This is a genomic window from Streptomyces sp. JNUCC 63 (genome assembly GCF_054366325.1).
The window spans coordinates 8062999-8086071 of sequence record NZ_CM135963.1; the positions used below are offsets into that span (position 1 = coordinate 8062999).

Here is a 23073-nt window from a genome sequence, read left to right on the forward strand (position 1 = left end):
CGGGACCCCTGGGGATCGACCTGCCGAAAAGATAGTTTATGGTTCAACCAACGGCGGGCGGCGTGGCCGAGAAGACCACTCCTGTGACGCGCCGAGGAGCAAGCCGAAGACCACGGTCGAACAGGCCGCAGCCGGCATGGCTCCGCACCGTCGCACAGATCGAAGGAGTTCCCCATGTCAAGACGGAGCCCGAAGTCGCGGACGCTGAGGTCCGCAGTCGTGGGCGTACCGCTGGCGGCGGCCGTCGTCGCCGCGGCGTTCGCAGGGACCGCCGGGACAGCCTCCGCGGCCGACCCGAAGTCGGCCGCGAACTGGACTTCCGCGGGGCATGACTCCCACAACACCCGCAACGCCGCGTCCGAGCACATCGTGAACGCGAAGAACGTCAAGAACCTGAAGGCGCGTTGGACCTTCACGGCCGGCGGTGACATCTCCGCCACGCCGACCGTGGTGGACGGCGTCGCGTACGTGCCGGACTGGAGCGGCAAGCTCCACGCTGTGAACACCAAGACGGGCAAGGCCGCCTGGTCCAAGCCGGTGAGCACGTACAGCGGGATCGAGGGCGACGTCTCCCGGACCAGCCCCGCCTACGAGGACGGCAAGCTGGTCTTCGGCGAGGGCGTTCCGTCCATGAAGACCACCGCCGGCGCCTACCTCCTGGGCGCCGCCGCCAAGACCGGCGCACCGCTGTGGAAGACGCAGATCGACGACCATGAGGCGGCGCTGGTCACCGGCTCGCCGGTGATCGCCGACGGCGTGGCGTACGTGGGCGTGTCGTCCAAGTCCGAGGGAATGCCCGGCGAGCCGACCTTCCGCGGCAGTGTCGCCGCGGTGAGCGTCGACACCGGCAAGATCCTGTGGAAGACCCACACGGTGCCAAAGGGGTACACCGGTGGCGCGGTGTGGGGCAGCCACCCCGCGGTGGACCTCGAGCGCGGCCTGGTGTACGTGGCCACCGGCAACAACTACTCGGTGCCGGAAGGCGTCTGCGAGACCCCGGACGCGACCGGGTGCACCCCCGCCTCCCCCGACAACCACCAGGACTCGATCGTCGCGCTCGACCTGAAGGACGGCAAGGTCGCCTGGGCCCGCCACACCCTCGAGGCCGACCAGTGGACGATCGAGAAGCCGAACGGCCCGGACTACGACTTCGGATCGGGCCCGAACCTCTACACGACCACGGTGGACGGCAAGCGCACCGACCTGCTCGGTGTGGGCCAGAAGAGCGGCGTCTACTGGGCGCTCGACCCGGCCACGGGCAAGGTCGTCTGGCAGACGCAGGCCGGCCCCGGCGGCCTCGGGGGCGGCATCCAGTGGGGCTCCGCGACCGACGGCAAGCGCATCTACGTCGCGGTCACCAACTACGACAACGTCCCCACCACCATCACCTCGGCGACGGGTGAGAAGTCGACCACCAAGGGAGGCTTCTGGGCCGCGCTCGACGCCGCCACCGGCAAGCTCCTGTGGCAGACCGCCGACCCGCAGGGCCACAAGGCCCATGGCTTCGTGACCAGTGCCAACGGCGTCGTCTACGGGGGCTCCATGGCTCCCAAGGGCAACAACATGTACGCCCTCGACGCCGCCACCGGCAAGGTGAAGTGGGGCTTCGCCAGCGGCGGTTCGGTCGTCGGCGGTGCCGCGGTGGTCAATGGCTCGGTCTACTGGGGCTCCGGCTACACCTCGGCGATGTGGCCGGACAAGGGCACGAACAACAAGCTGTACGCCTTCTCCGTCGGAAAGGGCAGCAAGAACTAAGCACCCTCGCTTCGCCTGTTGAAGCCGTGAAACCGCTCAGCCTCGGAGTGCCCCGGTGCGATGTCCGCGCCGGGGCACTCCGAGGCTGAGCCTGATCCATCGCAGTGGACACCCCGACAATGGATCTTGATGGCCCAGGAAGGGACGGCCGGGTGGGACGCAGGTCTCCGTATCCGGAGGAGTTCAAGAAGGACGCCGTCGCGCTCCGTCGTGCCGCGGGTGGCAAGCGCACGTGTGCGGCGGTGGCCGCGGATCTCGGTATCACCGCCGAGTCGCTGCGGACGTGGGCCCGCAACGACGAGTCCCAGGCGGCGCCCGAACACCGTAGTGCCGACGGGAGCGCGGACGAGGAGCCGGCCCGGCTGCGGGCAGAGAACGCCCGCTTGTCGACCAAGAGCAACCTGTCCGCCCGGAGCTTCGTGTGCTTGTCTACCCTGTGCCGCTCGAAAAGACATCGCCGCAGGCGGCAGCGATGATGTCGCGCTGACTGGGAGCATGTCGGGGTGATCGTGTTCCTGGTGGACAAGGTGACCCGGAAGCTGCTGTCCGTCCCATCGGCACTGCTCCGCGGCGATGGGACGAAGGACGCAGAGTTGCTCGTGCTGCGGCACGGGAACGCAGTGCTGCGCCGCCAACTGGACGGCCCGGTTCGCTATGAGCCGGCGGACCGGCTCTGGTTCACCGCCCTGTCCGGCTGATACCCCGACGGTGCCGGCGCGAGGTCTTCCCGGTCACCCCCGGTACCCGGCTCGGCCGGCACCGCAGGTTCATCGCCGCGAAGTGGGACTACAGTGCGCGTCGCCGTACAGGACGGCCGCCCACTCGAGCAGCGGTCAGGACCCTCGTGCTGCGACTGGCGAAGGAGAACCCGAGGCAGGGCCATCGACGCATCCAGGGGTAGTTGGCCCGGCTCGGGCACAGCATCGCCGCCTCGACGGTCTGGGAGATCCCCAACGCCGCAGGCGTAGAGCCGGCACCGCGTCGCTCTGGCCCGACCTGGCGCGAGTTCCTCACCGCTCAGGCCGAGGGCATCATCGCGACCGGCTTCTTCCATCCCGGCACCCCACTCGGCAGGCGGCTGTACGCGCCGGCGTTCCTCGAGCACGGCACCAGACGCCTGCACATCACCGGCGTCACCACCCACCCGACGCGAGAGTGGACGGTGCGGCAGGCGAGGAACCTCGCCGCCGAGCTCGGGGCGCGCACGGAGTCCCTGCGCTTTCTCCCGCGGGACCGCGACGGCACGTACGGCGGAGCGTTCGACGCCGTCTTCAATGCCGAGGACCTGGACGTGATCAAGACCGCGCCGCGGGCTCCCCGCCTGAACGCCCACCGGGAGAGAGCCACCGGCAGCATCCGGCGCGAGGCCCTCGACCACGTCCTCATCCCCAGAAGAGGTCCATGCGTGCCAGATTCTTGCGGCCTACCCGGCCCACCACAACCGGGCACGCAGCCAGCCACCACCCGACGCTCAGGAACACCCCGCCGCGGCCCACCACCTCAGCAGCCGCAGACTGCTGTGCACCCGGGTCCGCGGCGGCCTCGTCAACGAGTACAGATACGCCTTCTGACCTGTGGTATGACTTTTCGAGCGGGACAGGCTCGTGCTCGTGTCGCCTGCCCGCGGGCCTCAAGGCGGCCTGACCACCGCCTCCCACACGCGGAGGCGGTGGTCAGGCGGCGCGGATCGCGGAGACGTCGAACTCCAGCTTCACCTTCTCGCCGACCAGCACGCCGCCGGTCTCCAGCACGCTGTTCCAGGTCAGGCCCCAGTCGGTGCGGTCGACTGTGGTGGAGCCCTCGAAGCCGGCGCGTTCGTTGCCGAAGGGATCGGTCGCCGTGCCGGTGTGGGCCAGGTCCAGGGCGACCGGGCGGGTGATGCCCTTGATGCTCAGGTCGCCGGTCAGGCGGTAGGTGTCCGCGGAGAGTTGCTGCACGGAGGTGCTGCGGAAGGACAGTTCGGGGTGGGCCTCGGCGTGGAAGAAGTCGGCGCTGCGCAGGTGCTGGTCGCGCTGCTCCTGGTGGGTGTTGAGGCTGGCGGCCTTGAGGGTCACGTCGGCGGTGGAGCGCTCGGGGTGCTCGTCGTCCAGGTACAGGCGGCCGTCGAAGTCTTCGAAGGTGCCGCGGACCTTGGTGATCATGGCGTGCCGGGCGACGAAGGCGATGCTGCTGTGCGCGGGGTCGATGGTCCAGATGCCGGTCAACCGGGCGGTGGCCGGGGCGGAGGCCGAGTCGGTGGCCGGGGCGGGAGCGGTGGCGCGGCGGCGGTTGAACAGGCCCATGGGGTCGTCCTTCAGGGAGGGGGATGTCTTCCACCCTCTAACATGTTGAGAATTAAATTAATTTCGGGGGGATTCCTGCATTCTCGACGGTCCGGCAGCCCGAGCACATCAGCCATGAGAAGCGGTTGTGGCGCCGGCTCTGTCCGCCGACCGGCGGGGAGGGCGCACCGCCACTCGCGTTCGTGTCCGCCGACACCACGGCCGCGAAGGTCGCCAACACGGTTGCCGTGTCGGCGGAGGCGGGCCGCCGCTCCTGGGCGCCCCGCCGGTACGACACCCACCGCCGGGGAATCACGGTCCGGGACTACGGCCAGGCCGTGTTCGTCGTCGTCACCACCCTGGAGCAGTTGCGCGAGCGGGGCGCGGACGCGGCGGTGTGGTGGCGCCTGGGACGCGACGGTGCGCAGACGCTGACCCCCGCACGGGACGCCTGGGAGACCGGAACGACGTCCGCCAGTTCTCGACCTGGGCGGTCCGGCGTCAGGGTCAGTGTTCGCCGTTGGCTTCCGTCGGCCGGTCCTTGGCCCCGGGCCGGGGAGCGGCAGGACCGGCCGCACTGCGGAAACTCCCGTCAGGTCGCACCCAGAGGCCGACTGCGCCGGTTGGTGCGCGTGTCAGCCCATGGTGACGGCGGCGTGCATTTCCCACATCAGGACCTCGGCGCCGTCGGGGCCGGCGGTGATGCGCTGGCCCTCCGCGCCGGTGATGCGGACCGCGTCACCGGTGGCCAGGGGGCCTGCACTTTCCAGTTCGGCGCTGCCGCGGGCGAGGAAGAGGTGGGTGAAGGGGGCGGTGACGATCGGGAGGGTCTCGTCGGGGCGGATGCGGGCGACGTGCAGGGCGGCGTGCTTCTGCCGGATGCCGATCGCGCGCTGGTGGGCGTGCCGGGGCATGCCGGAGGCGAGGGTGGTCCAGCCGCCGCGGGCGAGTTCGTCGTTGATGTCGAGTTGCTCGTAGCCGGGCTTGATGCCCGCCTCGTCGGGGATGACCCACATCTGAATGAAGTGGACGGGATCCTGGTGGGCGGGCTCGCCGGTGAGGGTCCAGGAGTCGTTCTTCTCGCTGTGGAGGATGCCGGTGCCGGCGCTCATCCGCTGGGCGAGGCCAGGGTAGATCACCCCGTTGTGGCCCTCGGAGTCCTGGTGGACCAGGCCGCCGTCCAGTACCCAGGTGATGATCTCCATGTCGCGGTGGGGGTGGGTGTCGAAGCCGGTGCCCGGCGCGACGACGTCGTCGTTGGAGACCAGCAGCAGTCCGAAGTGAGTGTTCTTGGGATCCCAGTGGCGGGAGAAGGAGAAGGAGTGCCGGGAGTCGAGCCAGCCGGCGCGGGTGTGGAAGCGCTCGCCAGCGCGGCGGACGTCGAGGGCGGAGGTCATAGGGATGTCCTTGCTGTCCGTGCGGCCGGGGAGGCCGCCCTGGCCGCGTAGTTGAAAGTTATACAACCTTACGGCTCCGGTCATTCCCGTCGCCTCGCGGGGGCTCGGCTGCCCTCTATGTGGTTTACGGTTCAACTAGTGCTCTGGATGGTTTATGGGTCAATCAATGCCCCGGTCGGCGGGCACGGATCGCAAGGATGAAATCTGTCATGGGCATCTTCAGCCGCAATCGAACGAACGCCCCCAACGAAACGGAGACCACAGCTGTGAGCACCCAGACCAAGCTCGCCGTCGTCTACTACTCCTCCACCGGCACCGTCGCCGAGATCAGCAAGGAGATCGCCGAGGCAGCGGAGAAGGCCGGCGCCGAGGTCCGCCTGCTCAAGGCCGCCGAGCTGGCCCCGCAGGCCGCCATCGACTCCAACCCCGCCTGGACCGCCAACGCCGCCGCCACCGCCGACGTCCCCGTCGCCACCCCGGCCGACATCGAGTGGGCCGACGCCGTGATCTTCGGTTCTCCCACCCGCTTCGGGAACATCGCCTCGCAGCTCAAGCAGTTCATCGACACCCTCGGCGGCCTGTGGGCCCAGGGCAAGCTCGCCGACAAGGTCTACAGCGGTTTCACCGCCACCTCCACCGCCCACGGCGGCCAGGAGTCCACCCTGCTCGCGCTCTACAACTCCGTCCACCACTTCGGCGGCATCCTCGTGGCCCCCGGCTACACCGACCCCGCCAAGTTCGCCGACGGCAACCCCTACGGCACCTCCCACGTCGACGCCCAGGGCAACAACCCCGTCGACGACACCACCCGCGCCTCCGCCCGCGTCCAGGCCGAGCACGTCGTGCGCATCACCACCGCCCTCAAGACCGGCCTCGCCACCGCCTGACCCCCACCCTCCCGAGCGGCCCCCGGACCGGCCTGCAGCGACAGCGAGGCCCTCGCCTCCTGCACCACCTTCGCCAGGTGAACGAGCAGACTTTGCGGTTCACCTCATCGGCTTCTGGCCGTGACAGCGCAGTTCGTGCAGCTGAGCAGGGTCGGACGGTGGCACGCGCGTGGGCGGCTGCCCACGGCGGAATGGGTGCTCCCGCCGCCCAACACCGTGGGCGGGGGCTGTTTTCCGTGCGGAGTCGGGCCGGGCCAGGAGCCGGCCGCGGCGCGGCGAACGCCACAGCACGATGTGCCGCGGCCAGAAAGCCTGTCCTGTGCCGGGGAACTGCAGCAGAGCAGAGCCGCCTGGAGGCGATCGACCTGGCTGCTGCCCGCCGGGACGGGGCGCATCGTCCGAAAGCGCGGCTTCCACCTCTCTTCCGCGCCCGTACGGTCAGGCGAGACACTGCCGGTGACCGCGGGCGAAGCCGTCGCCCCGAACGAGAATCCGGCGCACGGGTCGCTGCGCAGGAGCCGGGCCGGGACGAGCTCCCCAAACGGGCTTGCCTCCTCAACCCGGAGTTCCGTGCTGCTCAGGGCTGCCGGCCTGCTGCTGGGGCACTGGGACACGGGAAGGCACGCCTTCAAGGTGGCCACTCGGCTTCCACTCCTGCAGCAACGCCGAGCGGCACACGCCACTGTGGAGTCCGGTGGGAAGGGAAACGATGACCAGTACGCACGAAAACGCGCAGCCGGACCGGTCGGCCCGAGAAGCGGAGCGAACCCGCATCCGGGACCGGTACCTGCGGCCCAGCGGGCAACGGCCCGCCTCGTCCGCTCGAGGCCTGCACCACACCGCCCTGATCAGCAGCGACGTCGAGCGGACGATCCGCTTCTACCAGGAAGTGCTGGAGTTCCCGCTGACCGAACTGATCGAGAACCGCGATTACCCCGGTTCGTCGCACTTCTTCTTCGACATCGGCAACGGCAACCTGCTCGCCTTCTTCGACTTCCCCGGACTCGACGTGGGACCGTACGCCGAGGTCCTGGGCGGCCTGCACCACGTGGCGATCTCGGTGGAAGCAGACCGCTGGCGTCACCTGTGCGACAACCTCGCCCGGGCCGGCGTCGACCACGTAGTGCACAGCGAGGTGTCGGTGTACTTCCGGGACCCCGACGGTGCCCGCATCGAGCTCATCGCCGATCCACTCGGTGAGATGTACGGCAACAAGGTGCTGTGATCAGCGTGCTCAGGGCTGTCCTGCCCCCACGACGCAGGCCTGCCTCGGTCACGGTCTGCCGCGCGATCACCGCTTCGCGGTCGCCGGGAAGGTTGTCCGGCCGGGGCGGCCGGGGCGGCCGGTGCGGCCGGTGCGGCCAGGCAGGCCAGGTCAGGCTGAGGCGTACACCATGACACCCGCCGCCCGCGGTATGAGCGTCTCGGGCATGGGCTGACCGGCGAGCGCGCCGATTTCCCGCCGTCGATACGCCTCCTTCACCGTCGGCGCCCGCGGCAGCGTGACAGGCGCTGCTCCGCGCGGGCGCCGGCGTCGAAGCGACGCCAGGCTGCTCCGATGTCACACCGACGTTCCAGGATCCCGACGGAAGACCGCGTTGCCGAAGCAGAAGTAGGGGTGCGGCCTGTCCGAAAGGCCAACGAACACACCCAGCAGCCCTCAGAGCCCCATGACTGACCGCGTTCGTGCCCGCACCGGAGGCGCCATGCGACCTCTCCGGTCATCCTGGCGGACACTGGCATCCCTGGCGTCGAGCCGCGCATCTGCACGGGCGCGAGCGATGGGGGCAACCCCTGGTGCCGCACAGTCCGCAGGAAACCCCGCTTGATGAGTTCGGTCCTGCCCCCGAACGAGGGCACTCCCAGAAGGGGAACGAGCTGGATCGGGGGTGCTGCGTTGCCTGCCGACGGACACTGACCTGCCAGGGCGCACAGCTTTCGGTCGTCGTGTTCGAGGCGGGGGACCGCGTTGGTGATGGAACCGCTTCGGGCGGAGACCGGCCTTGGTGCCGTCTCGGTGATCGCCTTCTCGGACGATGCGAAGTCGGGCGGGAACGCACAGAGGGCAGTCAGCCGCACAAACATTACCCTGATGAAATGACGACCGGGATGATGACGGGTCCGGTGCGCTTCAGCACGTTCGACCTCCCCGAGGCCCAACGTGTTCTCCTGTGGGAGGAGCACAATGCCGAAGCCCTGATCGGGTTGCGGTGTCGCTCTCTTCACCGGAATTCCTCCGTGGATACCCCGGCCTTCAGGCCGGGGTGGGGGTACCTCCCGCTTGCGGGGGAGAAACGGACTCCTGCGGAGCAGGTCAGGGAAAGCCGAATCGCCACCGGGGCGATCCGGCGTCTGCCGGCCACCGGTCGACGCCCTTGACTCATACGGGAGTTGGTAGAATGTGAGGAATGGCGCAGCAGGTCAAGCGGGCATTCAAATACCGCTTCTACCCCACGGACGAGCAGGCAGCGGAGCTGTCCCGCACGTTCGGCTGCGTCCGCCTCGTGTACAACCAGGCGCTTCAGGAGCGCACCCGCGCCTGGTACGGCGAGCAGCGCCGCATCTCCTACGTCCAGTCCTCCGCCGCGCTGACGCGGTGGAAGAAGACCGAGGAGCTCGCCTTCCTGGCCGAGGTGTCCTCCGTCCCGCTCCAGCAGGCGCTCCGCCACCTTCAGACCGCGTTCGCCAACTTCTTCGCCAAACGCGCCCACTACCCGCGCTTCAAGAGCCGGAAGAAGTCCCGCGCGTCGGCCGAGTACACCCGCAGCGCCTTCACGTGGCGCGACGGGAAGCTGACGCTGGCCAAGATGGCGGAGCCCTTGGACATCCGCTGGTCGCGTCCCCTCCCGGAGGGTGCGCAGCCCACGACGGTGACCGTGTCCCGCGACAGCGCGGGGCGCTGGTTCGTCTCGATGCTCTGCGAGGACACCGTCGCGTCGGCTCCGGCCACGGACGGGGCGGTCGGCCTGGACGCCGGGATCACCTCCCTGGTGACCCTGTCCACCGGAGAGAAGATCGTCAACCCCCGGCACGAGCGGCGCGACCGTGACCGCCTGGCCAGGGCCCAGCGGGAGCTGTCCCGCAAGGCGAAGGGCTCGGCGAACCGGGAGAAGGCCCGCCGCAAGGTGGCCCGCGTCCACGCGCGGATCACCGACCGGCGGCGGGATTTCCTGCACAAACTGTCGACTCGGCTCGTCCGTGAGAACCAAACGGTCGTGATCGAGGACCTGACCGTCCGCAACCTGCTGAGGAACGGCAGGCTCGCGCGCGCCATCTCGGATGCGGCCTGGACGGAACTGCGCATCATGCTGGAGTACAAGTGCGCCTGGTACGGGCGTGAACTCGTGGTGATCGACCGCTGGTTCCCCAGCAGCAAGCTGTGCGGGGCCTGCGGCACGGTCCGCGAGAAGCTGCCGCTGAACGTCCGGGAGTGGGCGTGCGAGTGCGGCACCGTGCACGACCGCGACGTGAACGCGGCACGCAACATCCTGGCCGCCGGGCTGGCGGCGTCCGCCTGTGGAGACGGTGTAAGACCTCAACGGGAGTCCTCCCGGACGGGGCGGTCGTCGGTGAAGCAGGAAGCCCAGCGGGCGACCGCTGGAATCCCCCGCCTTCAGGCGGGGGAGGAAGTCAACGCGGTTCCGTTCCTTCCCAGGCTGCCTGGACCAGCTCGCTGATCGTTTCGAGGGTGACGGCTCGTGGATTGCCGGCCGGGGCGGCGGCGACGATGGCCTCGGCCGCTGCTGCGACGCCCTCCTCGGGCATGCCGAGTTCGCGCAGAGAGCGCGGGGCGTTCAGATGGTCGCGCAGCCGGGCCAGCCCCTCGTTGGCGGTGGGGGTGTCGAAGGCGGCCGCGAGGCGCCGCTCGGCTTCCGGGGCCTGTGGGCCGTTGAAGGCGAGGACGTGGGGGAGGACGACGGCGTGGGTCTGGGCGTGCGGCAGGTCGAACATGCCGCCGAGGACGTGGCAGATCTTGTGGTGAAGACCCGATCCGGCGGACGCGAAGGCCACGGCGGACAGGTAGGCGCCGTACAGTGCCTGCTCCCGGCCCTGAAGCCCGTCGGGTTCCTTGACGACCAGGGGCAGTCCGGTGCGCAGTGCCCGGACGCCTTCGGCGGCGAAGGCCTGGTTGATGGGGTCGGTCCGCGGAGCCCACATGGAGTCCACGCAGTGGGCCAGCGCGTTCAGTCCGGAAGCCGCACTCAGGGCGGCGGGCAGGGTGAGTGTCAGCGAGGCGTCGTAGACGATCGCGCGGGGCAGGACCCGCGGGTCGGTGCCGGTCGTCTTGCGGGAGCCCTCGGTGAGCCCCCACACGGGGGTGGCCTCGGAGCCGGCGTAGGTGGTGGGTACCGCGACGATGGGCAGTCCGGTGGTCAGGGCGACTGCCTTGGCGAGCCCGGTGGTCGAGCCGCCCCCGATGCTGACGAGGATGTCGGTGTCGTGGGCGGCGGCCTCGGTGCGGGCTCGTTCGGCCACCTCGACCGGGACGTGCATGACGACCTCGTCGTGCCGGTGGACGACGGGCAGGCCGTCGGTGATGCGGTGGGTGAGTTCCTGCTCGGCCGTGGCGGCGATCACCATCACTCGTCGGGCGCCGAGAGCGGCGACCTCGGCGGCGAGGTTCTCGGCCGCCGCGCCGGAGGCGAACCGTACGCGCTGGGGCAGGGTGTCGTGGTCGAAACGCATGGGGATTCAGTCCCTTTCCAGGATCGTGGTCAAGGCGTGCCGCAGCTGGGCCGCCGGGTCCTCGGGGAGGGTCATCGCGCGCCAGGCGATGTGCTTGTCGGGGCGCACCAGCAGCACACCGCTCTCCTCGACCTCGCGCAGCTTGGCCCAGTCGTAGTAGAGGTCGGTGACCTCGCGGCCCGGGCCGATGACGACGGTCGCCAGCGGTATGCCGAGTTCCTGGCCGACCTTCTCGGCGGCCTGTCCCCAGTCCTCGCCCGCTATGCCGGTGATGAGCGTCCACCGGGTGTAGGGGGCGAGGTCCATCATCGCCTGCTTGCGTGCGCGGTCACCGACCCAGGCATGCGGCAGGCGCGCGCCCGGCACGGTGGACATCTCGTAGTAGAGGTCGGGGTCCCGCGCCGGGACGGGGGGCGTGGTCTCGTCGGAGAGGATGGCAGAGGAGGTGTAGTGCTGGCCGAGTTCGACGCCGTGCGCGTTGAACTCGTAGTTCTTCAACTCCATCGCCCGCACCAGGGCGGCTCGCTTGGCGACGCCGGCGAGGGTGTTGGCCTTGCGCTCCTCGATGGCGGCCGCCATCTCGGCCTCGGTCGTGGCGTCGAGGACACCCAGGGCCTTGAAGATGTCCACGAACTCGCGGCTGGACTTGTTGGCCCGCTTGACGATGCGCTCCGCGACGGGTGCCCGTTCGGTGCTGTAGGTGTCCAGCAGCGCGGGGGACGCGTGTCCCTTCAGCACGGCGGCGAGCTTCCAGGCGAGGTTGTAGGAGTCCTGGACCGAGGTGTTGGAGCCCAGGCCGTTGCTCGGCGGGTGCCGGTGCACGGCGTCGCCCGCGCAGAACACCCGCCCGAGGTGCAGGCGCGTGGCTTACATCTCGTTGTTGCCCCACAGGCTGGTGCCGGTGATCTCGACATTCAGATCCGGCATACCGAGGAGGTTTCGCACGATCTCGATCGCGGCCTCCTCGTCGATGTGAGGGGGCTCCTCGGCGATGTCGTAGCCCCACACGATCAGCCACTCGTTCCAGGGGCGGACCATCCGGACCAGGCCGGCGCCGATGCCTCCCACGTTGGAACCCGGCTGGATGACCCAGTACAGGACGGAGGGCCGGTGGGATACGAAGGAGGCGATGTCGGCCTTGAAGGTGATGTTCATCGAGCCTGCGATGTCCATCGCGCCCCCGAAGGGCAGCCCGATGTCGGCGGCCACCTTCGAGCGGGCTCCGTCGGCACCGATCAGGTACTTGGCCCGGATGCTGTACCGCTGTCCGGTCAAGCGGTCAAGGACCTCCACGGTGACCCCGTCGGCGTCCTGGAAGTGGGAAAGGTACTCGGTGGAGAACCGCGTCCGGGTCCCCCGCTGCGTCGCGTTCCTGGCCAGGATCGGCTCCAGGTAGGTCTGCGGGATGTCGACGGTCAGGCACGGGGAGGCGAGCCGGTGGTCGGCCTCCCGGTCGGGCCGGGTACCCCAGGTGTGGATGCGGCCGATCTCCTCCCCGGCGATGCTCGTGCAGAACACGGTGTCGCCCACGAGGGCGTGCTCGGTGGCGTCCGCCAGCACCTGGTCCTCGATGCCGAGATCGCGGAAGACCTCCATCGAACGCTGGTTGGTGATGTGCGCGCGAGGCGTGTTCGCCGTCCACCGGTACTTGGTGATCATGATGTTGTCAACGCCAAGCGTCGAGAGCAGCAGGGCGGCGGTGGCACCCGCGGGACCGGAGCCCACGACCACGACCTCGGTGGTTACGGTCGAACCGGTCGGCAGCTCAGTCTCGGGTGCCCCGTCGTTGAATTCCGGCATCCTGATGCACCTCTCTTCGGACCGGCGTCGTTGCCGGTGACGTCAGTGTCGGAACGACCCGACGGACACGGAACCTGCCAGGACCGATGTTGGCGGTAACAGGAAGACGTGGCGGATCTGCAAAGGGCCGCGTGCACGGCTGCGGCCTACGCTCCTTCGTCGCTCTCGTCGCTCTCGTCGCTCTCGTCGCTCTCGTCGCTCTCGTCGTTTTTGCGCCGCCTGCCACGGGAGAGCTCACGCACCCGGCTGGTCGCTGCGGCAGGGATATCGACGACGCTCCCGCCGCGGACGGTGAGCCACTGGGCGAGATGCCGGCCCAGTCCGTTGGCGTTCTCCACAGCCCACTTGCGCTGCGGCCACCGCTTGGCCCAGGTCAGCAGCCGCCGGTAGTCCGTCAGGCTCGCCTCGATCCGCATCGATCCGACCTGCAGATTCGATTCTGGCTCGACGGCGGTGGCGGTGTGGGTGGACTTGTGGGGATCAACGCCGATCAGTATCACGGGCTGTGTTCCTCGCGGTCGGACGACAGGGCAGCCACGGTCGACACGCCGACTTTCGGAACCAGACGACCGGGACACGCCTTTGTTGAGTCAGACCGCGGACGGACGCCGGACCGGCGACATACCACGGGAGGGCCAGCCCCGAAGAGCGGCAGACGGTTCACGAGTCACCCGGACCGGTGTCCTACGGCACGCTACGAGCGGCCAACCCGACCGCGTCCCGCTACCTCTATACAAGTCGGCGGTTCAGGGGCGGAGCGGTGGCGTGGCCTTCCTCGACTCGGACGCCTGAGCACGGTCCAGGTCGGACAGGAGTCGTTCCGCGTCGGTGGCAAGCGCCCCGTAGACGTGCCACGCGCCGGGCTTGACCAGCGCGCCGTGTTCGACGAGTTCGGTCATGCTGTCGTGCCAGGACCGGGCCTGGTCGAGCGCGGCGCGCAGCCGTTCACGGACGTCGGAGTGCTGTGGGCCCGCGGCCCGGTCAAGGTCGGCGCAGGCCCCGACGGCCCGCCCGGCCAGCTCGAGCGTTTCGGCGTACTGGTCGGTGAACAACGGCCCCGGATGGCGGTCGGTCCGGGGGTCCTCCACGATGTCGGCCAGGGTCCGGGCGATGCCCCGCACCTGTAGTGATACTCCGTGCAGAACGTGGAGCGTATTGCCGCAGGTTCCGGGCCGCCGTGACGCGCGCACGGTGCAGCGGATGTTCCAGCGCAGGCTCTCCTCGGCCAGCCGTACCTGTTCCCGTGCCTCTGCGATCTCCTCCTCGAGTCGGCGCGCTCGCGACAAGCAGATCTGCGGCCCGCCGGTCCGCCGCTGCTCGCGCAGGCCGCGACCCATGTCGTGCAGCAGCGCGCTCGTGGCCCGGGCCAGTCGGCGCACCGCGGCACGGGAGTCGTCCACGTACACCGGAGGCAGGATCAGGGCGTTGACCGCCGTCCCCACGACCGCCCCGGCCGCAGTGGCCAGCGCCAGGAGGACGAGGTCACGTACCGAAGTCGCCGCTACGACGGCCAAGGTGAGCAGCGCGGTCGAGGCGACCTGGAGTTGGTCGTCGAACATCCGGCGTCCGCGGGTGGCCAGGACGACGGCGAGGACCACCATGATGCTTCCGGCGGTGGGACCCAGCCACCAAGCCGTGGCGATGGCCAGGGCAGCCCCCGCCACCTGGACGGCGATCCGGCGCACGGCCTCGGTCACCGAGTGGTGCACCGTCGAGGTGTTGACTACGAGCAGAGCGGTGGCGACGGCCAGGAACTGGGGTCGTCCCGGCCCCAATGGGGCGGTCACCTGCCAGGTGAGCAGCACGGCAATCAGATTCTTGACGCCGTGTGACAACACGTTTCTGCTTCGGCCGGCGGTCACGGTTCTGACCAGACGCCCCAGCATCAGCCACAGCCCGCGAGGAGGGGTCGACCGCCTTCGCTGAGCATTAGTTGAATCTTGCACGAAAGGAAGAATGTCATTTTTCGCCGCGTTTAACCAGCGGCCCCTTCGCGAGTCGGGGCGGCAGGGGGTCTGGCGGCCTCGGGTGCGACGCCGTGCAGGTGCATGCATCGGCGGCCCGCCGGCTCGCCGGGCGTCGGATGTTCCCAGTGACCGTGTACGTCCGCGCAGGACGGCGCCTCGCGCCGGGGCCCGTTGCGCAGTGGCGGTTTCCCCTGTGGTTGGCCGGCGCGGCCGATTCAGGAAGCGAGCACTGCGAACCGCCGGATTATTTCCTCTCTGTGAGGGTGGGGCGAGTGAAATATTTCACGAGACTAAAAATTTATTGTTCAATCAACTGGGGATAGTTTCAGCGGTGCCCCACCACCTCGGGGCACCTGTAGGGTGCCAAAAGTCGCACAGATGCTCTGAGCTGGGTGTTTGCCAGCAGTTCGTGACCGTCGTCAGGCGGCATCGTGGTACTCGTGGATGAGTCCGCCAAGGACGTCGTGGCGTTGGATGCGCTGCACGGGGAACGGTATGACATCGGGGTCGTCGGTGGGCGCGCGGAGCTGGAGGAACCGGTGCGACCTTCCGGTGTTGTAGTGAGCCGCGTACTCGGCGAGGACGCGGCGGGCGTGCTCCTCGTTGTAGATCAGCATCCAGTCCGCGCACTCGGCCCTGACGGTGCGTATGAACCTCTCGGGGTGGGCGTTCATCCGGGGTGTCTGCGGCGCGCTCTTCAAGATCTTGATGTTCTCGGCGGTGAAGACGGTGTCGAAAGCATCGGTGTACTTCGCGTCGCGGTCGCGCAGCAGGTATCGGACGACGGAGGCTCGACCGTCGAGGTCGGCGAGGAGGTTGCGGGCGAGTTGGGTGGCCCAGGCGGCGGTGGGGTGGGCGGTGACGCCGAGGATGTGCACCGTGCGGCTGCCGACCTCCATGACGAAGAAGACGTACAGCCGCTTCAAGGTCGCGGTGTCGATGTGGAAGAAGTCCGCGGCCAGCAGGCCGGCGGCCTGGGCGCGCAGGAACTGGCGCCAGGTCGGCGCGTTGTGGGTACGTCGGGGTGCCGGGTGGAGGCCGGCGCTGCGCAGGACGCGGCGGACGGTGGAGGCCCCGACCCGGTGGCCCAGGTGCCGTAGTTCGCCCTGATCCTGGTGTAGCCCCAGCTGCTGTTCTCGCGGGCCAAGCGCAGGATCAGCGAGGTCAGCTCCTCGGAGATCGGCGGACGGCCGCTTCGGGCAGGCGGCTGCTTCCACTTCCAGCGGATCATCCGGCGGTGCCAGGCCAGGAGCGTGCTGGGATTGACCAGACGGTGCCGGCGAGCGGCAGGTACTGGGCGAGAGCAGCGAGTACAGCGCGGTCCGGCCAGGTCAACCGGGGCCGGGCTTCGAGCCGGCGGCGCAGGACTGCGACCTCATGGCGCAATGCGAGCAGCTCGACGTCCTTGGCGCGCTGCGAACGTGACAGCAAAAGGAGCAGTCCGAGGAGGCGGACGAAGGCCAGGTAGATCACGCGCAGCACCATGCCGTTCGAGCGCGCCATGGCCGATCGCGACCGCAAAGGACCAGGTCAAGGGTGGTGTGCAAGTTTTGACACCCTACAGGGGCGACTTCTGTGCGGCCGACTCACCCGCCTGGCGATCCATCCCGGTCTGCGGGGCGGATCCTTTTGAGGCCGGGAGGTGGCCGTGCAAGAGGAGGCTGACGAGCTGGTCCACCACCGCCTCGCCCGGCGGTATGCGGTTCACCGCGGCCAGGTACACGACCGTCCCGGAGTAGATGTCGACCATCAGTGACGTATCGGTGTCCGGCGGCAACCGGCCTTCGAGGCGGGCCCGCTCCAGCAGGTTCACGACCGACGCGCGGCGGGGTTCGATGAGCTCGGCGAAGGCTCCCGTGCCGGTGGGATCCTCGATCACGTCGGCGAGAAGCGCCGGGAGGATCAGGCAAGTGGGCATGGCGGAGACGAGCTCGATCGTGAGACGGACGGCGGTGCGCAGGTCGGCTTCGAGGTTGCCGGTCTCGTGGATGGGAGGCAGGGGGACCTCCCCGCTGAGGGCCTCGATCACGAGTGCGGCCTTGTTCGGCCACCACCGGTAGATGGTGGCCTTGCTGACTCCGGCCCGCCGGGCGACGCCTTCGAAGGCCAGCCGCTGGTATCCGACCTCGCCGAGGAGGTCTTTCGTGGCTCGGAGCACGGCTTCGTGAGACTCCCGGCGGCGCCGTCGGGAGTCGGGCGTGATGCGGTCGGGCTGGGCGCACTCAGGAGCCAAAGCGCTCTGACGGCCTTCCTGAGACCTGGGAGTGTCCACCGCATGCCTCCCTCGTGAGCCACTGGCCCCCGTTGACTTTGCCCGGAAAATGGCTCTATGTTTAGCGAAACGGGGCGTTTCGTACCGTATGCTCCGTCTTGTAGTCAATAGTAAGATCCGCAAGCCTGGCTGGAAACTGCTGCGACGATGTTCAGTACGTCCGGCGGGCGGGTCACTGCGCGTCAGGCTCGCGCGCGGGTCTGGCGCGTATGGGCGTTCTCCCCGAGTGCCCGAGATCCCTGTTTCGACCCCCGGAAGGGGGACATCATCATGCGCGCAACTACGAGCAGGATGCGGCGAATAGCCGCTGTGGTCTGCACGGCACCCATCCTTGCCATCGCGGCCGGAGCCGGCGCTGCCAGCGCGGCCGCTTTCCCCTCGTCGTCCCATGTCGCTTCGGCTTCCTTCCACGACAGCAAGGCCCGGGGAGATCGCTGCTTCTTCGGTGACGGCTGGGGCTGGGGTTGGGGAGACCGCTGCTTCTTCGGTGACGGCTGGGGCTGGGGCTTCGATCACGGCTTCCGTGGTGACCATGGCTTCGATCACGGCTTCGATCACGGCTTCCGTGGTGACCATGGCTTCGATCACGGCTTCGATCACGGCTTCCGTGGTGACCACGGCTTCGGTGGCGATCACGGCTTCGGCGGTGACCACGGCCGTGGCGGGCATGGCCACTGACGCGCCAGCGCAGTGAGCTCGCGACCAACCTGCGGCAGTTTTGTGAGTGCTGCATCCGGATGCCCGGACATCTCGGGCATCCGGACCCGTCTGGAGTGGTGGGCCTCCCATCCGACCGGTAGTCGGGGCGGTGTGTAACGGTGAGGATCGTGTGCGTCGGTGCGGGGCCTGCGGGGCTGTACTTCGCGATCTCGGCCAAGTTGCGCGATGCCGGCCACGAGATCACCGTGTACGACCGTGACCCGCCCGCGGCCACCTACGGCTGGGGCGTCGTGTACTGGGACGACCTGTTGGACGTCCTCTATCGCAACGATCCGGAAAGCGCCCGGGAGGTCACCGCCAGGTCCGTGCTGTGGCAGGACCAGGAGGTGCGTGTGCACGGCTCGGGCGGCGAGCAGACGGCGTACTTCGGGAGGTACGGATACAGCATGAGCCGACCTGCATTGCTCGACGTCCTGGCCCGGCGTGCCTTGCAGCTCGGCGTCGACGTCCAGTACGGCCACCGCGTTGCAGATCTCTCGACGCTTCCTGAAGCGGACCTTCTCGTTGCTGCCGACGGTGCGAACAGCGGGATCCGGGGGCAGAGCGCAGCGTTCGGAACTCACACCGATGTCGGTCGCAATCCCTACATCTGGCTCGGCACGGACCAGGCGTTCCGCAGCTTCGTGTTCAGCTTCGAGCGGACGTCCGCTGGATGGATCTGGTTTCACGCCTACCCCTCAGTCGCGGGAATCAGCACCTGCATCGTCGAATGCTCACCGCAGACCTGGCACGGTCTGGGACTCGACGTGCTCGGCCGCGACCAGGGAGTGCGACTGCTGGAGGACGTCTTCAAGCGCGCACTCGACGGCCACCGCCTGATCAGCCGATCACGGGGTGCACCGGCGCATTGGCAGCGCTTCGCGCACGTGACCAACAAGATCTGGTACCACGGCACGACGGTACTCGTCGGCGACGCTGCCCACACCACCCACTTCACGCTGGGGTCGGGCACCAGACTGGCGATCATCGACGCGATCGTCCTTGCACACAGCCTGCAGAAGTACCTTGACGTGGGGGACGCACTGCGGGAGTACGACCGCCATCGCCGCGCGGAACTCCATCCGGTGCAGGCGGCCTCGCGTACGAGCATGGCGTGGTTCGAGCACCTGGACCAGTACATCGACCGCGATGCTGTGGCGTTCGCGCATGCCATGTCGGTACGCCACGGTGGCCAGAACCCCTGGCACCATCAACTCCACCTCGCCACTCAGATCGCTGCGGTACGCACGGCACGGCGCGCCTTTGCCACTGGCCGACGCTGGTACCTCGCCCGCCGGCGAGGCGGCGGGAAAGACGACCAGTCACGTCAAACCGGCCGACTACCGTGCCCGTCCGGACTCGATCAGCAGGGAAACCGTGACGGGTAGACAGCGGGGGCATGGGCCTTCGGCGGCCTTCCACGACCTCTTCGCCGGGAATCTCTGGCTACCGCCGGCTCACACGCAGTCAGGAACCTGAGCAGTCACGATCGGCCTGGCTCAGGTCTTGCTCAGGCCCTTCAGTCGTAGATCGAGTCGTTTGTTGTAGTTCGTCAATCTCGTGGGATGGGTAGCTGTCCGGCATGAAGGCGGAGTTGCTTGATCTCCCCCCGGTCGTGACGGACCGGGAGTGTGCCGAGGGTGTTGCGGGCCGGCTCGACGATCTGCTGCTGGATATCGCGTGGATCTTCCCGCGCGTCGATCTGTGGGGACGGGCGGCGGCGTGTGTGCGTGGTCTGCTGGCTCCGCTGTCGCGTAAGAACGGCTGGCAGATCTCCGAGTACGTCGGTGAGTCCTCGCCCTGGGGGCAGCAGCATCTGCTGGACCGGGCGGTGTGGGACGTCGATGGACTGCGTGACTTCACCCGTCGCTATGTGATCGAGGGGTTGCGCGACGCCGGGGTCGGGGCGGGGCCCGGCGGAGCGGGGGTGCTGGTGGTGGACGAGACCGGTTTCGCCAAGCGGGGCCGGGCCTCCGCCGGGGTCGCGCGGCAGTACTCCGGCGCGCTGGGCGGGGTCTTCCCCTGCCAGGTGGGGGTCATGGCTGCGTGGGCCACCGGTGTCGGGCAGGCGTTGATCGACCGGGAGCTGTACCTGCCGAAGGAGTGGACCGAGGACCGGGAGCGGTGCCGCCGGGCACGTGTCCCGGACCGGGCCGGCTTCGCCGTCAAGCCGCGCCTGGCCGAGCAGATGATCTCCCGGATCCTTCCCGACCTACCCGAGGGGCGGGTGTGGCTGGCCGCGGACGAGGTCTACGGCCGCGACGGTGCCTTCCGCCGCACCCTGGAGGACCGCGGCCTGCCCTACGTGGTGACGGTGCAGGCCAACCAGAGCGTGCTGCCCAGGCCCGGCCGGCGGCACCTGGCCCGCCTGGTCGACCAGCACGCGGCCGAGGAGGAGTGGATCGAGCTGCCGGCCGGCCCCTCCCGGCTGGACTCGCGCACCTGGCAGTGGTGGGTGCGCCGGATCCCGGCCCCGGATGCCCCGGTCGGCAGCGGAAAGGCCCGCTGGCTGCTCGCCCGGCGCCGCCCCGAGACCCCGCAGGAACGGGACTACTACCTGGGCTGGGGCCCGGAGGACACCGCGGTGGAGGAGCTCGTGCTGGTGCCCGGCGCCCGCTGGAGGGTGGAGGAAGCGATCAAGCTGGCGAAGTCGGCCGCCGGGATGGCCGACTACGAGGTGCGCCACTTCCACGGCTGGTACCGGCACATCACCCTCGCCCAGCTCGCCGCCGCGTTCCTGGCCGTACAGGCTGCCGCCGAACGCCGCCGCGAACACGACGAGTGGACCGGTCGCGCCCACACAGGGGGGCCACGCTGATCCCAGCAGCCCCGCCGCCCTCGCCCCGATCACGCTGACTGCCTTCGAGATCGCCCGGCTCCTCATCATGATGGAGCGTCAGCCGATGGGCGAGGCACGGATCCTGCACGGCCTGCACTGGTCACGATGGCGGCGTCTGCACCAAGCCCTCGCCCGAGCCTGTCATCGCAGACGCAACCGGCCCCGGGACACCACCCGATCACCGCCGGCCACACCGCCATGACGAACTACAACAAACGACTCGATCTACGACTGAAGGGACTAGTACTCCAGCTGTAGATCGCTGCTGCTGAGCTTTTTGGTCATGGTGTGGTGTCGGCGTACGTGTGCCAGTTCCGGTGGCAGAGTCGGGCGCGGTGTTGGTGGCGTCGGCGCCAGGTGGACCACCACAGCAGGTGGAGGCGGTCTCGTCGGGGCGGCACAAGGATCAAGGCCCGTAGCAGGCGCAGGAGTTCGTGGCTGCTGAGGGGGACGAGGTCGGCCTCGGCGGGATCGTTCCGGCCGGTCTGGGCGGCACGTTCGAGGGCGGCGGCGACGGCCAGGAAGGCGTAGGCGACCAGGGCGATCACGCTCCAGCGGTGCCAGGAGTTCCAGCAGGTGACCTGGCCTTTGTCGAGGTGGCAGATCTCCTTCGCGTCCTGGAAATCGTCCTCCACCCGCCACCTGCGGCACACCAGTGACACCAGTCGCGCCAGAGTCACCGGCCCGGGGGCGAAGCAGCGGTAGTAGGACACGGTGCGGGTATAGCGGTGCCGGCGGGCCAGCAGCACTGACGTCCCCGCGTCGTGGTCGTGTCCGTCGGGGGTGTCGTCGGCGGTGACCTCGATCATCGCCCAGTCGTAGTCGCGTATGCCCTTCTGCCCCGCACCGGTCCGCATCCGCTGCCAGGCCCGCTTCGGCAGCCGGGCGGCGGCCTGGGTCACGCTCAGCTTCGCGGCCGGGGTGGTGACCTGGTGATTGGAGCGCACTCCCACGACGTGGCCCAGGCCCAGCTCACGGCAGGCGCTACGCATCTCCCGCCCTCCGTAGACCTCATCGCCCAGGAAGAATGAGGCGGATATGCCCTGCCGTGAGGCGGCGCGGACCATGCGGGCCGCGAGTTGCGGTTTGCTCGCGAAGCACAGTTCGTCGGGAACACCGGTCAGCTCACGGCGCTCCTCGTCGCCGGCCCCGCCGGCTTCGGCAGCGGTCGTACCGGATTTGCCTCCAGACCTGCCCCCGGCTTCGGCGTCAGCACCGACTTCGCGACCGTCTGGGCCACCGCCGACGCCAGCCGGACGACCACCGCTTCGAGCCCATGCATTGCCCGACCTCCCCGTTCCCGCAGACGGCATCGTAGGCAGACCAGCGGCGTCAAGTGGCGGCGATTGCCAAGATGAAAGCGGGGCCCGGCACGTTGGCAATTCAAGCCGGACAGGCTGCGCAACGCTGTGACCTGCTGTGGTCGGGACCATGGTCGGGGTTCCAGGGCTGTGGTCGGGGCCGTGGTCGGGTGGTGCGCAACCGCTGCACAGCGGCTGCGCGGGGTCTCTACCGACTCTGGGTCTGGCTTCAGCTGACGGTGCTGCTGGGCTCCCGGACCGGGTGCCACACGCGCCCTGCGGGCATCGGGCCACTGGCCGCGTTCAGGCCGAGCCGCGCCGATTCTCCCCCGCGCATCTCGCACGCGCTCTGGCCGTCCGGACGACGTGACACACTGGCGTCGGGCAGCGGTGAGCGGGGGGATGATCCGGTGGGTCTGGAGATCGAGAGCCGGCCGTCGGAGCTGCCGTACATCGAGCGGGTATGGCGCAGCCGCAGCGACGGCGTGGGCCGGATGACGTCGATCGCGACGTCGCACTGGGAGCTCGTCTTCTGGGGGGACGACGGTCAGGTCCAGGCGGCCGTGCTGGGCCCGGAGCCCAAGGCCTGCCTGGCTCCCGTCCCCAAGGACGCCACGTTCTTCGGCATCAGCTTCGCCCGCGGCACCTCGATGCCGCACGTGTCGATCAGCCGGCTCGTGAGCGGTAGCGCGGAGATCCCCGACGTGACGCGGCGCTCCGTCTGGCTGAAGGGCTCTGCCTGGCACGTGCCCGATTACGACAACGCGGAGGGGTTCGTACGGCGCATGGTGCGTGAGGGCATCGTGGACTGCGACCCGATCGTGCCCGCGGTGCTCGACGGCGTCACCCCCGATGTCTCCGAACGCACCCTCCAGCGGCGCTTCGTCGCGGCGACGGGCCTCACACGGGGCGCCATCCGGCAGATCCACCGTGCCCGCCAGGCGGCGGTACTGATCCAGGAGGGTGTGCCGGCCCAGGACGTCGTGCACCGGCTGGGCTACTTCGACCAGCCGCACCTGGCGCGGTCCTTGAACCGGTACATCGGCCGGACCGCCACTCAGCTGAGCGCTCCGGACAGGGCGGAACCTCTGTCGCTTCTGTACAAGCCCTCGTCCTCGGCGCCCGCATAGTCTTCCTGACATCGCCGACGGGGGTCGGCTCGTCCCGGCCGGGACCGGGCAGACGACCCCTAACTGATCACGGAGGAAT

18 protein-coding genes and 2 pseudogenes are annotated in these 23073 nt (G+C 69.1%); 10 read left to right on the plus strand and 10 right to left on the minus strand.

Annotated elements, in window-relative coordinates; translation table 11 throughout:
* Nucleotides 1–174 precede the first annotated feature (174 nt).
* The 3 genes and pseudogenes from ACX25U_RS37515 (at nt 175) to ACX25U_RS37525 (ending at nt 3326) form a co-directional block, all read left to right on the plus strand.
* Entirely contained in the window at nt 175–1755 is a 1581-nt protein-coding gene (locus ACX25U_RS37515; RefSeq protein ID WP_454386685.1) for an outer membrane protein assembly factor BamB family protein, read from the plus strand.
* Between the two features lie 119 nt (nt 1756–1874).
* A complete protein-coding gene (locus ACX25U_RS37520; protein WP_454386687.1) occupies nt 1875–2231 on the plus strand; it encodes a transposase in 357 nt (118 codons plus the stop codon).
* A gap of 27 nt (nt 2232–2258) precedes the next feature.
* A pseudogene (locus ACX25U_RS37525) lies at nt 2259–3326 on the plus strand (integrase core domain-containing protein).
* A 102-nt stretch (nt 3327–3428) separates the two neighbouring features.
* Here ACX25U_RS37525 and ACX25U_RS37530 read toward each other — a convergent pair.
* Both ACX25U_RS37530 and ACX25U_RS37535 read right to left on the minus strand, forming a co-directional pair.
* Complete coding sequence (locus ACX25U_RS37530; RefSeq protein ID WP_454386689.1) at nt 3429–4037, minus strand: YceI family protein; 609 nt, start codon at nt 4035–4037, stop codon at nt 3429–3431.
* A 614-nt stretch (nt 4038–4651) separates the two neighbouring features.
* Complete coding sequence (locus ACX25U_RS37535) at nt 4652–5413, minus strand: pirin family protein (protein ID WP_454386691.1); 762 nt, start codon at nt 5411–5413, stop codon at nt 4652–4654.
* Between the two features lie 266 nt (nt 5414–5679).
* On the opposite strand from ACX25U_RS37535, the gene wrbA reads away from it, so the two are divergent.
* The 3 genes from wrbA (at nt 5680) to ACX25U_RS37550 (ending at nt 9977) form a co-directional block, all read left to right on the plus strand.
* A complete protein-coding gene (gene wrbA, locus ACX25U_RS37540; RefSeq protein WP_454386693.1) occupies nt 5680–6300 on the plus strand; it encodes an NAD(P)H:quinone oxidoreductase in 621 nt (206 codons plus the stop codon).
* 709 nt (nt 6301–7009) lie between these two features.
* Nucleotides 7010–7525, plus strand: a complete 516-nt coding sequence (locus tag ACX25U_RS37545; RefSeq protein ID WP_454386695.1) for a VOC family protein — start codon at nt 7010–7012, stop codon at nt 7523–7525.
* 1183 nt (nt 7526–8708) lie between these two features.
* Nucleotides 8709–9977, plus strand: a complete 1269-nt coding sequence (locus ACX25U_RS37550) for an RNA-guided endonuclease InsQ/TnpB family protein (protein ID WP_454386696.1) — start codon at nt 8709–8711, stop codon at nt 9975–9977.
* Here ACX25U_RS37550 and ACX25U_RS37555 read toward each other — a convergent pair.
* The 7 genes and pseudogenes from ACX25U_RS37555 to ACX25U_RS37585 form a co-directional block, all read right to left on the minus strand.
* Nucleotides 9931–10986 carry a maleylacetate reductase gene (locus ACX25U_RS37555; RefSeq protein ID WP_454386697.1) on the minus strand — a complete coding sequence of 352 codons (1056 nt, stop codon included), beginning with the start codon at nt 10984–10986 and terminating at the stop codon, nt 9931–9933. The genes ACX25U_RS37550 and ACX25U_RS37555 overlap by 47 nt on opposite strands.
* 6 nt (nt 10987–10992) lie before the next feature.
* Nucleotides 10993–12786, minus strand: a pseudogene (locus tag ACX25U_RS37560) (FAD-dependent oxidoreductase).
* Nucleotides 12787–12932: 146 nt separating this feature from the next.
* Nucleotides 12933–13286 carry an IS110 family transposase gene (locus ACX25U_RS37565; RefSeq protein ID WP_454386699.1) on the minus strand — a complete coding sequence of 118 codons (354 nt, stop codon included), beginning with the start codon at nt 13284–13286 and terminating at the stop codon, nt 12933–12935.
* A gap of 246 nt (nt 13287–13532) precedes the next feature.
* Nucleotides 13533–14591 (minus strand): hypothetical protein, encoded by a 1059-nt coding sequence (locus ACX25U_RS37570; RefSeq protein ID WP_454386701.1) that lies wholly within the window; start codon nt 14589–14591, stop codon nt 13533–13535.
* A 581-nt stretch (nt 14592–15172) separates the two neighbouring features.
* Nucleotides 15173–15970: an integrase core domain-containing protein gene (locus ACX25U_RS37575; RefSeq protein ID WP_454386703.1), complete on the minus strand. Its 798-nt coding sequence runs from the start codon at nt 15968–15970 to the stop codon at nt 15173–15175.
* Nucleotides 15971–15980: 10 nt separating this feature from the next.
* A complete protein-coding gene (locus ACX25U_RS37580; RefSeq protein WP_454386704.1) occupies nt 15981–16256 on the minus strand; it encodes a hypothetical protein in 276 nt (91 codons plus the stop codon).
* Between the two features lie 55 nt (nt 16257–16311).
* The gene (locus tag ACX25U_RS37585; protein WP_454386706.1) at nt 16312–16911 is read right to left on the minus strand and encodes a TetR/AcrR family transcriptional regulator; all 600 of its coding nucleotides are present in this window, start codon (nt 16909–16911) and stop codon (nt 16312–16314) included.
* Nucleotides 16912–17334: 423 nt separating this feature from the next.
* Here ACX25U_RS37585 and ACX25U_RS37590 point away from each other — a divergent pair, with 423 nt between their 5' ends.
* The 3 genes from ACX25U_RS37590 (at nt 17335) to ACX25U_RS37600 (ending at nt 20542) form a co-directional block, all read left to right on the plus strand.
* A complete protein-coding gene (locus ACX25U_RS37590) occupies nt 17335–17703 on the plus strand; it encodes a hypothetical protein (RefSeq protein ID WP_454386708.1) in 369 nt (122 codons plus the stop codon).
* Nucleotides 17704–17852: 149 nt separating this feature from the next.
* Nucleotides 17853–19112, plus strand: coding sequence for an FAD-dependent monooxygenase (locus ACX25U_RS37595; RefSeq protein WP_454386710.1), 1260 nt, complete (start codon nt 17853–17855; stop codon nt 19110–19112).
* Nucleotides 19113–19339: 227 nt separating this feature from the next.
* Nucleotides 19340–20542, plus strand: coding sequence for an IS701 family transposase (locus ACX25U_RS37600; RefSeq protein ID WP_454386712.1), 1203 nt, complete (start codon nt 19340–19342; stop codon nt 20540–20542).
* 302 nt (nt 20543–20844) lie between these two features.
* On the opposite strand, the gene ACX25U_RS37605 is transcribed toward ACX25U_RS37600, so the two are convergent.
* Entirely contained in the window at nt 20845–21996 is a 1152-nt protein-coding gene (locus tag ACX25U_RS37605; RefSeq protein WP_454386714.1) for an IS701 family transposase, read from the minus strand.
* 278 nt (nt 21997–22274) lie between these two features.
* Here ACX25U_RS37605 and ACX25U_RS37610 point away from each other — a divergent pair, with 278 nt between their 5' ends.
* Nucleotides 22275–22994 (plus strand): helix-turn-helix domain-containing protein, encoded by a 720-nt coding sequence (locus tag ACX25U_RS37610; RefSeq protein WP_454386716.1) that lies wholly within the window; start codon nt 22275–22277, stop codon nt 22992–22994.
* The last annotated feature ends 79 nt before the right edge of the window (nt 22995–23073 follow it).

Coding starts and splice junctions, on each gene's coding strand:
- ACX25U_RS37515 (WP_454386685.1), top strand. CDS start 175: ATGTCAAGACGGAGCCCGAAGTCGCGGACGCTGAGGTCCGCAGTCGTG.
- ACX25U_RS37550 (WP_454386696.1), top strand. CDS start 8,709: ATGGCGCAGCAGGTCAAGCGGGCATTCAAATACCGCTTCTACCCCACG.
- ACX25U_RS37555 (WP_454386697.1), bottom strand. CDS start 10,986: ATGCGTTTCGACCACGACACCCTGCCCCAGCGCGTACGGTTCGCCTCC.
- ACX25U_RS37545 (WP_454386695.1), top strand. CDS start 7,010: ATGACCAGTACGCACGAAAACGCGCAGCCGGACCGGTCGGCCCGAGAA.
- ACX25U_RS37580 (WP_454386704.1), bottom strand. CDS start 16,256: ATGGCGCGCTCGAACGGCATGGTGCTGCGCGTGATCTACCTGGCCTTC.
- ACX25U_RS37605 (WP_454386714.1), bottom strand. CDS start 21,996: ATGGTCCCGACCACAGCAGGTCACAGCGTTGCGCAGCCTGTCCGGCTT.
- ACX25U_RS37530 (WP_454386689.1), bottom strand. CDS start 4,037: ATGGGCCTGTTCAACCGCCGCCGCGCCACCGCTCCCGCCCCGGCCACC.
- ACX25U_RS37520 (WP_454386687.1), top strand. CDS start 1,875: ATGGATCTTGATGGCCCAGGAAGGGACGGCCGGGTGGGACGCAGGTCT.
- ACX25U_RS37535 (WP_454386691.1), bottom strand. CDS start 5,413: ATGACCTCCGCCCTCGACGTCCGCCGCGCTGGCGAGCGCTTCCACACC.